Genomic DNA, 12258 nt, shown 5'->3' on the forward strand with positions numbered 1-12258 from the left:
GGGCGGCGGGGTCGGAGGTGGGGGCGGGGTCAGGCGTGCAGCGGGCGCGGTTCCGAGGCGGGGGGCGCGTGCCGCTCCGCCTCCGACCGCGGCCCGCACCCGATCTCGTCCAGCAGAGAGCCGCAGCGCACGCAGGTCTGCCGCGCCACCACGGACAGCTCCCGGATACGGAATCGCAGGTCCTCGCGGCGCTGCGGGTGCTCGTCCCAGAGCCGGTCCACCTCCGCCAGCAGCAGCCCGGCCTGCTCCCGGGCCACGCCCACCAGGGCCGGGGCCCCGAGCCGGCGGGCGAAGTCGAAGACCTTGCCCGAGTACGGCAGCGGCAGCACCGGCACGCCCGTGAGCGCCGCGAAGATCACGAAGTGCAGGCGCATGCCGACGGCCAGGTCCAGATGGCGCATGAAGCCGAGAACCTGCCCCGGGCTGTAGGTGCCGTGCAGGATCCGGCCTTTGTCCGGCGCGGTCATGTGGGACAGCACCGCGTGCGCGTGCCGTACGTCGTGCCGCTCCATCGGCAGGAACACCACGTGCGCGTCCAGGCGCTGCACGAGGAAGTCCGCGACGTCGGCGAGCAGCGCGTGGTAGTCGCCCTCGTCGAGTTTCTCGGCGGCCCGGCCCGGCTCCCGTACGGACATCCCCACCAGCCGGGCGTCGGTGGGCAGGCCCTCGTCGCGCAGCATGGCCTCGGTGAAGGGCTCCGGCCGCAGCAGCAGGGCGGGGTCGGCCGTGACGGTGACCTCGCGTTCCAGGCCGACCTCCTCCAGGACGAGCCGGGACTCCTCGTCCCGCACCACGACGTCGTCCATGTCCGCGAGGACGGTGCGCACCACCTCCCGGTCCTCGGCGTCCCGCAGCGGGCCGGCGCCGACCGCGTACGCGAAGGTGGGCACGTCCCGGTCCTGCGCGGCCCGCACCAGCCGCAGGTAGCGCCGTGCCTCCCCGTCGTAGAGCACGCCCCCGCCGCCCAGCACCAGCAGATCGAGGCCGGGCAGCACGTCCAGCACGTTGTTCCGGCTCACGCCCTCCCAGGCCACCACGTCGTCGGCCTCGGGGTGGTGGGCGCGCGTGTGCGCCTCGTCCCGGCTGAACACGACGAGGTGCGCTCCCGGCCGCTGGGCGCGCAGGCAGCCCAGGACACAGGTCAGGATCGCCTCGTCACCGATGTTGAAGCCGCCGTACGAACCGAGCACGCCGATGCGCGGGCCCGACCGGGCGGGGTGCGGATGCGAGGGGGCAGTGGTCATCCGGGGCTCCCGTCATGTCGGAGTCGGCCGGCCCGCCGGCCCTGGTACGCGGGCGGTGACGCCTCGCGTACGGTCCCGGGTTGCCTCGGCCGCCCGCCCGGAAACACCCCACCTCTTCTCCGGCCGGCCGGAGGGGATCCGGGCGAGGCGCTCCGCAGCGCCTACCCCACGAGCGCCTGGGTGCCGAGCACGGTCAGCAGCGCGAGGCGTTCGGCGTCGGGGGTGTTCGGCTCGGCCGTGTAGACCATGATCCGCAGGTCGCTGCCCGCCACACCGAGCACGTCGCAGTCCAGCGTCACGGGGCCCACCTGAGGATGGTCGACGGTCTTGCGCGCGGCGGTGTGCCGGCCCACTGCGCCCGCGTCCCACAGCTCGGCGAACCGCTCACTGCGGGTCCGCAGCTCCGCGACCAGGGCGCGCAGCCCCCGGTCGTCCGGGTAGCGGCCGACGGTCGCCCGCAGATCGGCGACGAGCCCCTCCTCGAACGCCCGGCGTTCCTCCGGGGTGTGCCGGACCCGGCCGCCCGGACCGACGAAGTTGCGCCACACGCCGTTGCGCTCCGGGCCGCGCCAATCGGACGGGTCGCCCATCAGCGCCCCGTACGGCGGATTGGCCAGCAGCAGCGTCCAGGCGGCGTCGTACACCGCGACGGGGCTGTCCGCCAGCCGGTCCAGCAGCCGGTGGACGCTCGGCGGGATGTACGCCGGGACCGTCTCCGGCCCCGGCGGCACCAGCCCGGCGAGCCGGAACAGATGCGCCCGCTCCTGGGGCGCCAGCCGCAGCGCCCGGACGAGCGCCTCGACGACCTGCGCCGACGGATTGCTCGCCCGGCCCTGTTCGAGGCGGGTGACGTAGTCGACCGAGATCCCCGCCAGCAGGGCCAGCTCCTCGCGGCGCAGCCCGGCCGCGCGCCGCCGGCCACCGGCGGGCAGCCCCGCGGACCCGGGGGAGGCCCGGTCCCGCCAGCGCCGCACGGTCCGTCCGAACTCCGTTGCCGTCATGTCCCCCAGTGAACACCGCCGGCGTCCGGCCGACCTGGTACCCGCAGTCCCAGGCACAGGGACGCCCGTCCGCGGGTCCGGAAGACCGCGGGCCGCCGGGGAGACGTGGGGGGCGGGGAGACGTGGGGGCGGGGAGCAGCCGGGCGCTTCAGAGGGCCGCGGGGCCGGAACGGGCCGGTGAGGGTCCGCTGCGGGAGACGACGCGCGAGCCGCGGTCGTCGACGACGCGGACCTGGAGCGATCCGCAGGCGCACCGGGTCCACACCGTGCCGCCCGCCGCGGTGGTGTGCGTGGACACCACCTGGAAGGGCTCGGCACCGTCCGGCCACCCGCAGTGCGGGCAGACGGTACCGGTCGTGCTGGTCATGGCGACTCCTCGTGCGTCGGGTGTACGTCGGGTCGGCGCCGGGTCGATCGACCGTCGCGACACAGACAGGGTGCGTCCAAGGATCCGTACACGTCCAGGTTGACTTTGTGGACCTCACCGTGAAGCGTGGGCTTCATGATTGACCTGCGTCGGCTGCACGTCCTCAGGGCGGTCGCCCACTACGGCACGGTCACCGCGGCGGCCCGCGCCCTGCACTTCACCCCGTCCGCCGCCTCGCAGCAGATCCGGCAGCTCGCCCGGGACCTGGGCGTGGATCTGCTGGAGCCGCAGGGCCGCGGGGTACGGCTCACCCCGGCCGCCGAGAGTCTGCTCGCGCACGCCGACGCGATCCAGGCCCGCTGGGAGCAGGCGGAGCTGGATCTGCGGGCGGGGGAGGGCAGGCCGGCCGGCCCGCTGCGGGTGACCGGGTTCCCGGTGGCCGTTTCGGTGTTGCTGGCCCCGATGGCGGCGCGCCTGCGCGAGCGGCATCCGCAGCTTTCCGTCCGGATCCGGGAGACCGGCGTGGCGGAGAGCTTCGACCTGCTCTTCGAGGGCGAGTCCGATCTGGGGGTGGTGGAGGCGACTCCGCTCAATCCGCCGCCGTCCGACGCCCGCTTCGACCAGAGGCCGCTCCTCGACGATCCGTTCGACCTGGTCGTCCCGGACGGCCACCCGCTCGCCGGACGGGACCGGGCCGACCTCGCGGAGGCGGCGCGGGAACCGTGGATCGCCCCCGTGCCCGACAGCCCCTGCCGTCCGCACGTGATGTCGGCGTGCGGGGCGGCCGGGTTCACCCCCGACGTGGTCCACCACGCGCTGGACTGGAACGTCACCGGCCACCTCGTGGCCCACGGGCTCGGCGTCGCGCTGATCCCGCGGCTCGCCCGGCTGACCCCGCAGCTGCCGATCACCCGGGTGCGTCTGACGGGCCGGCCGCACCGCAAGCTGCTGACGTGCACCCGCCGCGGCGGCCACCGGCGCGCGGCGGTCGCCGCGGCGCTGGAGGAGCTGCGGGCCCTGGCGCCGACCACGGTCGCCTGACACGCCCAGGGGCCGGAACCCGAACGGGCTCCGGCCCCTGGGACCACAGGTCAGCCCTGTGGCGCGGGCGCGTGGCGGCGTCAGGCGGCAGCGGCCTCGCCGGCGTGGCCGTGCAGCCGCGCGACGACCTCGGTCAGCTGGGCGGCGACCTCGGAGTCGTCCACCGGGTGGGTCTCCGCGAAGCGGGTCACGGAGCCGGGGATGGACAGCTTGAGGTCCTCGATCACCTTGCCGCCGGCGATGCCCACGGCCTTGCGGGTGTCGTCCTGCGCCCACACGCCGCCGTACTGGCCGAAGGCGGTGCCGACCACGGCGACGGGCTTGCCGCCGAAGGCGCCGGCGCCGAACGGACGGGACAGCCAGTCGATGGCGTTCTTCAGGACGGCGGGGATGGTGCCGTTGTACTCCGGAGAGAACAGCAGGAAGGCGTCGGCGCCCTGGGCGGCCTCGCGCAGCCGGGTCGCGGCGGCCGGGACGCTGCCCTCGACGTCGATGTCCTCGTTGTAGAACGGGATCTCGGCGAGCCCCTCGAACAGCACCACCTCGGCGCCCTGCGGCGCGAGCTTGACGGCCGCCTCGGCGAGCTGGCGGTTGTGCGAACCGGCGCGAAGGCTGCCGACGAGCGCAAGGATGCGGACAGACATGAGAACTCCCAGATGATGCTGAACAGACGGTGCTGGAGCAGCCGTGCCGAAACACTGCCGAAACGATCCGGACCGAGGTCCGCTTATCGTTGTAGCACCTTAAACGGACCACGGTCCAGTTTTCTTCCCCATGCTTTACGCTGGCTTCATGTCCGCCGCCCTGCCGCCCCTTTCGCGACCCCAGGAGCCCGTCGATCCGCCCGAGTTGCTCCAGCTCGGCGCGGAACCCGACGTGGACGAGCCCTGTCTGCGCGCCGACGCCGCCCGCAACCGGGCCAGGCTGCTGGAGGCCGCCGCGCGGCTGGTGGCCGAGCACGGCGCGGCCGGCCTCACGATGGAGGCGGTGGCCGCGGCCGCCTCGGTCGGCAAGGGCACGGTCTTCCGCCGCTTCGGCGACCGCACCGGCCTGCTCACGGCGCTGCTGGACCACTCCGAGAGGAAGTTCCAGGCCGCGCTGCTCGCCGGTCCGGCACCGCTGGGACCCGGAGCGCCGCCCGTGGAGCGGCTGAGGGCCTTCGGCTGCGCGATGCTGCGGCGCTGCGTCGAGGAGATGGAACTCCAGCTGGCGGCCGAACCGAGCCCGGACCGCCGCTACACCATCCCGCCGCGCCGGTTCCTGCGCGGCCACGTCGCCCTGCTGCTGCGGCAGGCGCTCCCGGACGCCGACGGCGAACTCCTCGCCCACACGCTCATGGCGTACCTCGACCCCGCCCTGATCCACCACCTGACCGCACAGTGCGGGATGCCCCTGGAGCGGCTGGAGGCGGGCTGGCAGGACCTCGTCTCGCGTGTCACCCGTACCGATCCGCCCGGGTGAGTCTTTCGTCCGTTCCGGACGACGTTCCCCCGCCCGGTGCCCGGCCGCGGGCTTCTGCCAAGATGCCGTACGTCATGGTGCAGATACCGAAAACGCCCGCGTCCTCCGCACCGCGCTCCGTTCCCACGAGCGCCGATGTGGCCCGACTGGCCGGCGTCTCGCGCGCGACCGTCTCCTACGTCCTGAACAACTCCAGTGCCGTCCGGATCAGCGAACCCACCCGCCGCCGTGTCCACGAGGCCGCCAGGGAACTCGGGTACGTCCCGCACGCCGCGGCCCGCAGCCTGCGGGCCGGACACAGCCGTACGGTGCTGATGCCCGCGCCCGGCTTCCCGGTCGGCCCGCTCTACAGCCGCTTCATCGGCGAACTCCAGTGGGCGCTCGGCCGTCTGGACTACACCGTCGTGCAGTACGGCACCGCCGGGCCGCAGGGCGACGACGCCGCCCGCGCCTGGGCCGAACTGCGGCCCGTCGCCGTCCTGGTGCCCGGCTCCGGCCTCGGACCACAGGGAGTGGAGATACTCAAACGCTCCGGCGCCCGGGCGGTCGTCACCCTCGGCCCGGAACCCGTCGACGGCGCGCACGCCCTGCTCATGGACCACGAGGCCGTCGGCCACCGCGCGGGCCGCCACCTGTACGACCGCGGGCGCCGTCGCATCGGCGTGGTCCTGCCCGCCGAACCCGGGCTGGAGGTCTTCTCCGCGCCCCGCCTCGAAGGGGTCCGCCGCGCCGTGCGGGGCACCGACGCCACCGTCACCGAACTCCACCTCGCCTACGAAGAGCACTCCGCCGCGCGGCTCGCCGCCCGCTGGCGCTCACTCGGCCTGGACGCGGTCTTCGCCTACAACGACGAGTACGCCATGCTGCTGATGCGGGCCCTGCAGGACGAGGGCGTGGCCGTCCCCGCGGAGACGGCCGTGATCGGTGCCGACGACCTCATGCTGGGCCGGCTGCTGCGTCCGCGGCTGAGCACCGTCCACCTGGAGCTGCCGTCCGGCCGCGAGCTGGCCGCCCTCGTCGACCGCGCCGTCCACGACCCCGGTGCCAGGCCCGAACGGCACGAGGTGCTGGGCGCGACGGTGGTCCACCGCGAATCGAGCTGACCCGCGGCGACCCCCGTCCGCCCCTTCGCCTACTGCCCGTCCTGCCCGGCCTGGGCCTGCTGCTCGGCGATCGCCTTGCGGACCTCGTCCATGTCCAGCTTCCGGGCCTGCCCGATGACGTCCGTCAGGGCGGCCTCGGGGAGCGCACCCGGCTGCGCGAACACCGCGACCTGGTCCCGGACGATCATCAGCGTCGGAATCGACTGGATGTCGAAGGCCGCGGCCAGTTCCGGCTGCGCCTCGGTGTCCACCTTGCCGAACACCAGGTCGGGGTTCTCGGCGGCCGCCTTCTCGTAGACCGGGGCGAACTGCCGGCACGGCCCGCACCAGGACGCCCAGAAGTCGATCAGGACGAACTCGTTGTCCGTGACCGTCTGGTCGAAGTTCTCCTTGGTGAGCTCCACGGTGCTGCTCATGGCGTGATCCCTCTTCCTGGGTGTCGGCGTCAAGCCGTCGGCCACAACACGGCCGACCGGGCAGGTATTCCGCGCACGTACCCATGTGGCCACGCCGCACACCACCCACCAGACTGGCCCCATGACGGAAACGGAAACCAACGCGTACGACGTCGTGGTGATCGGCGCGGGCCCCGTGGGGGAGAACGTCGCCGACCGCACCCGCGCGGCCGGCCTGTCCACCGCGATCGTGGAGAGCGAGCTGGTCGGCGGCGAATGCTCCTACTGGGCGTGCATGCCCAGCAAGGCCCTGCTGCGCCCGGTCATCGCCCGTGCGGACGCGCTCCGCCTGCCCGGCGTGCGCGAGGCGGTACAGACACCCCTCGACGCACCGGCGGTCCTCGGCCGCCGGGACGAGTTCACCTCCCACTGGAAGGACGACGGCCAGGTCGGGTGGGTCGAGGGCATCGGGGCCGACCTGTACCGCGGCAAAGGACGGCTGGCCGGCCCGCGGACCGTGGAGGTGACCGGGCCGGACGGTGGCCGGCGCCTGCTGACCGCCCGGCACGCCGTCGCCGTCGCCACCGGCTCCCGCGCCGCCCTGCCCGACCTGCCCGGGCTCGCCGACGTGAACCCCTGGACCAGCCGCGAGGCCACCAGCGCCAAGGACGTGCCCGGCCGGCTGATCGTGGTCGGCGGCGGCGTGGTCGCCGTCGAGATGGCCACGGCCTGGCAGGCCTTCGGCGCGAGGGTCACGATGCTGGTCCGCGGCAAGGGACTGCTCGCCCGCATGGAGCCGTTCGCCGGTGAACTGGTCGCCGAGGCCCTCACCGAGGCCGGCGCCGACATCCGCACCGGCACCTCCGTCGAGTCCGTCACCCGGGAGAACGGCACCGTCGTCGCCGTCACCGACGCCGGCGACCGCATCGAGGCCGACGAGATCCTCTTCGCCACCGGCCGCGCACCGCGCACCGACGACATCGGCCTGGAGACCGTCGGCCTGGAGCCGGGCTCCTGGCTGCCGGTCGACGACAGCCTGCGCGTCACCGGCCACGACTGGCTGTACGCCGTCGGCGACGTCAACCATCGGGCCCTGCTCACCCACCAGGGCAAGTACCAGGCGCGGATCGCGGGCGCCGCCATCGCCGCCCGGGCCTCCGGCGTACCGATCCTGGAGTCCGACCCGTGGGGCGCGCACGCCGCGACCGCCGACCACGCCGCCGTCCCCCAAGTCGTGTTCGCCGACCCGGAGGCGGCGTCCGTGGGCCTGTCCCTGGCCGAGGCGGAACAGGCCGGCCACCGCGTCCGCGCCGTCGACGTCGACCTGTCGACGGTCGCCGGCGCGAGCCTGTACGGCGACGGGTACAAGGGCCGCGCCCGCATGGTCGTCGACCTGGAGGACGAGATCGTCCGCGGCGTGACGTTCGTCGGTCCCGGCGTCGGCGAGCTGATCCACTCCGCGACGATCGCCGTCGCCGGGCAGGTCCCGCTCAGCCGCCTGTGGCACGCGGTGCCGTCCTACCCGACGATCAGTGAGGCGTGGCTGCGGCTGCTGGAGGCGTACCGGGACAGCTGACCGGCCCGCCGCCCGGCCTGGTCACGCGGGGGACACCAGCTCCAGGTACTCCTCGCTCCACAGGTCCTCGTCCGCCTCCGGCAGCAGCAGCACCCGGTCCGGGCGCAGGGCCTCGACGGCGCCGGCGTCGTGGGTGACCATGACGATCGCGCCGGGGTAGGTGCCCACCGCGGCCAGCACCTCGGCGCGGGACGCGGGGTCCAGGTTGTTGGTGGGCTCGTCCAGCAGCAGGACGTTGGCGCCGCAGTGGACGAGCCCCGCCAGTGCCAGGCGGGTCTTCTCACCGCCGGACAGCACACCGACCCGTTTGCCGGCGTCGTCCCCGGTGAACAGGAACGAGCCCAGCACGTGCCGCACCTCACCGTCGGTCAGGTGCGGGGCGACCGACGCCAGGTGCTGACGTACCGTCAGATCGGTGTCCAGCGTGTCGTGTTCCTGCGCGAAGTAGCCGAGCCGCAGGCCGTGTCCGTGGACCACCCGGCCCCCGTCGGGCGTGTCGTGTCCGGCGAGGAGGCGCAGCAGGGTCGTCTTGCCGGCGCCGTTGGGTCCGAGCACCACCAGTCTGCTGCCCCGGTCGACGGCCAGGTCGATCCCGTGCAGCACGCGGTGACCGCCGTAGGACCGGCTCAGGGCGACCGCGCCCAGCGGGACCCGTCCGCAGGGCGCGGGCTCCGGCAGCCGGATCCGGGCGGCACGTTCGGCGCGCCGTGCCGGTTCCAGCCCCGCCAGCAGACGGTCGGCCCGGCGGGCCATGTTCCGTGCCGCGACCGCCGTCGACACCCGCGCCCGCATCCTGTCGGCCTGGGCGCGCAGCGTCGCCGCCTTGCGCTCGGCGTTCGCGCGTTCGCGTGCCCGGCGCCGGTCGTCGGCCTCCCGCCGGGCGAGAAAGGCGTCCCAGCCGGTGTTGTGGACGTCCAGCGCGGCCCGCCGGGGATCCAGGTGGAAGACCCGGTTCACGGTCTGCGCGACCAGTGAGACGTCGTGGCTGATCAGCACCAGTCCGCCCTGATGGCCCGTCAGGAAGGTGCGCAGCCAGGCGATCGAGTCCGCGTCCAGGTGGTTCGTCGGCTCGTCCAGCAGCAGGGTGTCATGGCCCGCGAACAGGATGCGGGCCAGCTCCACCCGCCTGCGCTGACCGCCCGACAGGGCGCCGAGCGGACGGTCCATGAGCCGGGCCGGCACGCCCAGGCCCGCGGCGACCCGGGCGGCCTCCGCCTCGGCGGCGTATCCGCCGCGTGCCTGGAACTCGGCCTCGGCGCGCACATAGGCGTTCATCGCCCGCTCCGACCCGTCGGCCATCGCCGCCTCGGCCCGGCGCAGAGCCCGTACGGCCCGGTCCAGGCCCCGGGCGGACAGGACGCGGTCGGCGACGGTCGCCGACTGGTCGGCGGCGCGCGAGTCCTGCGGGAGATGGCCGACGTCGCCGGTGCGGGTGACGGTGCCGGCGGCGGGTCGCAGCGTGCCCGCCAGGGTGTTGAGCAGGGTCGTCTTGCCGGCGCCGTTGCGGCCCACCAGGCCGATGCGGTCGCCGGGGGAGACGTGGAAGGAGATGCCGGACAGCAGCAGACGGGCGCCGGCACGCACGTCGACGTCACGCACGGTGATCATGAGAAAACGCTCCGAACAAGCAGAAGGACACACGGGTGGCGTGGAAGCGGGTCCTTCGGCTAAGAGATTCGGGGCGTAGACATGCGGTCAGGCTAGACGAGGCGGCGCGCCGGCCGCCTCCCGTTTTCCGTCAGAGGGAGCCCGGGAAGGGGCTGAGGGCGGGTCTCGAGACGGATCTCGGGACGGGTTTCGAGACGGATCTCAGGGTCTCAGGGCAGGTCGAAGCCCAGCTCCGCCGCGGCCTCGGCGGGGGTCGGCTGCGTCCAGCGCTCCGCCATCGCCCGGTTGGACGCCAGTGACCGCGGCTCGGCCCGGTCCACATACAGGGTGCCGTTCAGGTGATCCGTCTCGTGCTGAACGATCCGTGCGGGCCAGCCGGTGAACACCTCGTCCAGCGGGCCGCCGTGCTCGTCCCGGCCCGTCAGGCGTACCGTCGCGTGCCGCGCCACCACGGCCTGCCAGCCCGGCACGCTCAGGCACCCCTCGAAGAAGGCGGCCCGAACGGTGCCGACGGGCTCGTACGCCGGATTCACCAGCACCCGGAACGGCTGCGGCACCCGTCCGCGCGCCACCCGCACCTCCTCCGGCACCGGCGCCGGGTCCTCGATCACCGCGATCCTGAGTCCCACACCGACCTGCGGCGCGGCCAGGCCGACACCCGGCGCCGCGTGCATGGTGAGGCGCAGTGCCTCGACGAACCGCGCCAGCAGCGCGGGCTCCAGCTGACCGTCGAAGGGTTCCGCGGCGCGCCGCAGGACCGGATCGCCTGCCGCGACGATCGGCAGAGGCCCGCCGCCGGCGAGAAGTTCCTCGACCCGCTCGGCCAGCGGAGTGCGATCACTCGGAGTTCCCATCGCGCCAGCATGTCACGCGCCCCCGCACCCACCGGCCCGTCATGTGACGCACGCCACATGGATGCGGGGGAACTCCGCGCCCTCCGGCACCGACCACTGCACCGCCACACCCCACGACGCCCGGAGAAGCCCACCGATGACCACGACCTCCCCGGCCACCACGGACGAGGCCCCGCAACCGGCAACCCCACCACCCCCGTCCCGAGGATGGGCAACACTGCGCCCCCTGATCCTGCGCCTGCACTTCTACGCGGGGTTGTTCGTCGCCCCCTTCCTGCTCGTCGCCGCGGTCACCGGTCTGCTGTACGCCGCCTCGTTCCAGGCCGAGAAGATCGTGTACGCCCACGAGCTGACCGTCCCCGTCGGCGACCGCAAGCTGCCGGTCTCCGCGCAGGTGAGCGCCGCCCGGGAGGCCCACCCCGAGGGCACGGTGTCGGCCGTGCGTCCCTCGCCCGAGGCCGACGCCACCACCAGGGTGCTGCTGTCCGGCGTAGAGGGGGTCGACGCGGACCACACGCTGGCCGTGTTCGTCGACCCCTACACCGGCAAGGTGCGCGGCGCCCTCGAACAGTACGGCTCGACCGGTGCGCTGCCGCTGCGCACCTGGATCGACGAGTTCCACCGGGATCTGCACCTCGGTGAACCGGGCCGCCTCTACAGCGAGTTCGCCGCCAGCTGGCTGTGGGTCATCGCCGGCGGCGGCCTGGTGCTGTGGTTCTCCCGCCGCCGGGCCCGGCGGACGGTGCGGGGCACCGCCGGCCGGCGCCGCACGCTCGGCCTGCACGGCACGGTCGGCGCCTGGGCCGCGGCCGGGTTCGTCTTCCTGTCGGCCACCGGACTGACCTGGTCGACGTACGCCGGCGCGAACATCGACGAACTGCGGACCTCGCTCGGCCAGTCCACCCCGTCGGTGTCCGCCGACGCGGGCGGCGACCACGCGGGCCACGGCCCGGCCGCGTCCTCGGGCGGCGACGCCGGACACGGGGTCGGCCTCGACAAGGTCCTCGCCGCCGCGCGCGCCGAGGGGCTGGGCGACCCCGTCGAGATCGTGCCGCCCGCCGACGCGTCCTCCGCCTACGTCGTCAAGCAGGTGCAGCGCAGCTGGCCCGAGAAGCAGGACTCGGTCGCCGTCGACCCCGCCACGGGCGAGGTCACCGACGTGCTCCGGTTCGCCGACCACCCGTTGCTCGCCAAGCTCACCCGCTGGGGCATCGACCTGCACACCGGCACCCTGTTCGGCCTGGTCAACCAGATCGCCCTGATGCTGCTCGCGCTCTGTCTGATCCTGCTCATCGTCTGGGGCTACCGCATGTGGTGGCAGCGCGGCCGAGGCAACGCCTTCGGACGACCGATCCCACGCGGCGCCTGGCAGCAGGTGCCTCCCCAGATCCTTGTACCCCTGCTCGCCGCGATCGCCGTCCTCGGCTACTTCGTCCCGCTGCTCGGCATCCCGCTCGCCGCCTTCGTCGTGGTCGACGTCGTCCTCGGGGAGATCGCCCACCGACGGGGGCAGCGGACGTACGGAGCGGGGCGGACGTGAAACGGTGAGCGCGGCCGCGGCAGGACGGCGGGGCCGGGCAGCACAGTGCCCGGCCCCCGTCGGGGACC

General features: G+C 74.1%; 12 protein-coding genes. 5 read left to right on the forward strand and 7 right to left on the reverse strand.

The genetic code is table 11. The features are described from left to right. Positions 1 to 29: 29 nt before the first annotated feature. The 3 genes from IE260_RS12355 to IE260_RS12365 all read right to left on the reverse strand — a co-directional run bounded on the left by IE260_RS12355 (position 30) and on the right by IE260_RS12365 (position 2612). Complete coding sequence (locus IE260_RS12355; protein ID WP_189870918.1) at positions 30 to 1244, reverse strand: polysaccharide pyruvyl transferase family protein; 1215 nt, start codon at positions 1242 to 1244, stop codon at positions 30 to 32. Between the two features lie 161 nt (positions 1245 to 1405). Continuing rightward, positions 1406 to 2245 carry a helix-turn-helix transcriptional regulator gene (locus IE260_RS12360; protein ID WP_189870920.1) on the reverse strand — a complete coding sequence of 280 codons (840 nt, stop codon included), beginning with the start codon at positions 2243 to 2245 and terminating at the stop codon, positions 1406 to 1408. Between the two features lie 148 nt (positions 2246 to 2393). Then, entirely contained in the window at positions 2394 to 2612 is a 219-nt protein-coding gene (locus IE260_RS12365; RefSeq protein WP_189870922.1) for a hypothetical protein, read from the reverse strand. Positions 2613 to 2747: 135 nt separating this feature from the next. Between IE260_RS12365 and IE260_RS12370 the strand changes: the two genes are divergently transcribed. Then, on the forward strand, positions 2748 to 3653 hold the full coding sequence (locus IE260_RS12370; RefSeq protein WP_189870923.1) for a LysR family transcriptional regulator: 906 nt from the start codon (positions 2748 to 2750) through the stop codon (positions 3651 to 3653). Positions 3654 to 3733: 80 nt separating this feature from the next. Here IE260_RS12370 and IE260_RS12375 read toward each other — a convergent pair whose 3' ends face one another. Beyond that, positions 3734 to 4297 (reverse strand): NADPH-dependent FMN reductase, encoded by a 564-nt coding sequence (locus IE260_RS12375; RefSeq protein ID WP_189870925.1) that lies wholly within the window; start codon positions 4295 to 4297, stop codon positions 3734 to 3736. A gap of 148 nt (positions 4298 to 4445) precedes the next feature. On the opposite strand from IE260_RS12375, the gene IE260_RS12380 reads away from it, so the two are divergent. Next, a complete protein-coding gene (locus IE260_RS12380; RefSeq protein ID WP_189870927.1) occupies positions 4446 to 5114 on the forward strand; it encodes a TetR/AcrR family transcriptional regulator in 669 nt (222 codons plus the stop codon). Between the two features lie 74 nt (positions 5115 to 5188). Continuing rightward, positions 5189 to 6217: a LacI family DNA-binding transcriptional regulator gene (locus IE260_RS12385; protein WP_189870929.1), complete on the forward strand. Its 1029-nt coding sequence runs from the start codon at positions 5189 to 5191 to the stop codon at positions 6215 to 6217. Positions 6218 to 6246: 29 nt separating this feature from the next. On the opposite strand, the gene trxA is transcribed toward IE260_RS12385, so the two are convergent. Then, positions 6247 to 6633, reverse strand: coding sequence for a thioredoxin (gene trxA, locus IE260_RS12390; RefSeq protein WP_189870931.1), 387 nt, complete (start codon positions 6631 to 6633; stop codon positions 6247 to 6249). Positions 6634 to 6754: 121 nt separating this feature from the next. Here trxA and IE260_RS12395 point away from each other — a divergent pair, with 121 nt between their 5' ends. Beyond that, positions 6755 to 8188: a dihydrolipoyl dehydrogenase family protein gene (locus IE260_RS12395; RefSeq protein ID WP_189870933.1), complete on the forward strand. Its 1434-nt coding sequence runs from the start codon at positions 6755 to 6757 to the stop codon at positions 8186 to 8188. A gap of 21 nt (positions 8189 to 8209) precedes the next feature. Here the strand turns inward: IE260_RS12395 and IE260_RS12400 are convergent, their stop codons facing one another. Both IE260_RS12400 and IE260_RS12405 read right to left on the reverse strand, forming a co-directional pair. Continuing rightward, a complete protein-coding gene (locus IE260_RS12400) occupies positions 8210 to 9796 on the reverse strand; it encodes an ABC-F family ATP-binding cassette domain-containing protein (RefSeq protein WP_189870935.1) in 1587 nt (528 codons plus the stop codon). Positions 9797 to 10005: 209 nt separating this feature from the next. Further along, the gene (locus tag IE260_RS12405) at positions 10006 to 10650 is read right to left on the reverse strand and encodes a peptide deformylase (protein ID WP_189870936.1); all 645 of its coding nucleotides are present in this window, start codon (positions 10648 to 10650) and stop codon (positions 10006 to 10008) included. A gap of 136 nt (positions 10651 to 10786) precedes the next feature. On the opposite strand from IE260_RS12405, the gene IE260_RS12410 reads away from it, so the two are divergent. After that, positions 10787 to 12190: a PepSY-associated TM helix domain-containing protein gene (locus tag IE260_RS12410; protein WP_189870938.1), complete on the forward strand. Its 1404-nt coding sequence runs from the start codon at positions 10787 to 10789 to the stop codon at positions 12188 to 12190. Positions 12191 to 12258: the final 68 nt, after the last annotated feature.

Origin of the sequence: Streptomyces viridiviolaceus (assembly GCF_014650995.1) — a bacterium.
Lineage (GTDB): Bacteria > Actinomycetota > Actinomycetes > Streptomycetales > Streptomycetaceae > Streptomyces > Streptomyces viridiviolaceus.

What these genes read in the sequence shown, in the direction of transcription:
- IE260_RS12395 (WP_189870933.1), top strand. Translation starts at nt 6,755, where the DNA reads ATGACGGAAACGGAAACCAACGCGTACGACGTCGTGGTGATCGGCGCG.
- IE260_RS12370 (WP_189870923.1), top strand. Translation starts at nt 2,748, where the DNA reads ATGATTGACCTGCGTCGGCTGCACGTCCTCAGGGCGGTCGCCCACTAC.
- IE260_RS12410 (WP_189870938.1), top strand. Translation starts at nt 10,787, where the DNA reads ATGACCACGACCTCCCCGGCCACCACGGACGAGGCCCCGCAACCGGCA.
- IE260_RS12355 (WP_189870918.1), bottom strand. Translation starts at nt 1,244, where the DNA reads ATGACCACTGCCCCCTCGCATCCGCACCCCGCCCGGTCGGGCCCGCGC.
- IE260_RS12365 (WP_189870922.1), bottom strand. Translation starts at nt 2,612, where the DNA reads ATGACCAGCACGACCGGTACCGTCTGCCCGCACTGCGGGTGGCCGGAC.
- trxA (WP_189870931.1), bottom strand. Translation starts at nt 6,633, where the DNA reads ATGAGCAGCACCGTGGAGCTCACCAAGGAGAACTTCGACCAGACGGTC.
- IE260_RS12385 (WP_189870929.1), top strand. Translation starts at nt 5,189, where the DNA reads ATGGTGCAGATACCGAAAACGCCCGCGTCCTCCGCACCGCGCTCCGTT.
- IE260_RS12360 (WP_189870920.1), bottom strand. Translation starts at nt 2,245, where the DNA reads ATGACGGCAACGGAGTTCGGACGGACCGTGCGGCGCTGGCGGGACCGG.
- IE260_RS12380 (WP_189870927.1), top strand. Translation starts at nt 4,446, where the DNA reads ATGTCCGCCGCCCTGCCGCCCCTTTCGCGACCCCAGGAGCCCGTCGAT.
- IE260_RS12375 (WP_189870925.1), bottom strand. Translation starts at nt 4,297, where the DNA reads ATGTCTGTCCGCATCCTTGCGCTCGTCGGCAGCCTTCGCGCCGGTTCG.
- IE260_RS12400 (WP_189870935.1), bottom strand. Translation starts at nt 9,796, where the DNA reads ATGATCACCGTGCGTGACGTCGACGTGCGTGCCGGCGCCCGTCTGCTG.
- IE260_RS12405 (WP_189870936.1), bottom strand. Translation starts at nt 10,650, where the DNA reads ATGGGAACTCCGAGTGATCGCACTCCGCTGGCCGAGCGGGTCGAGGAA.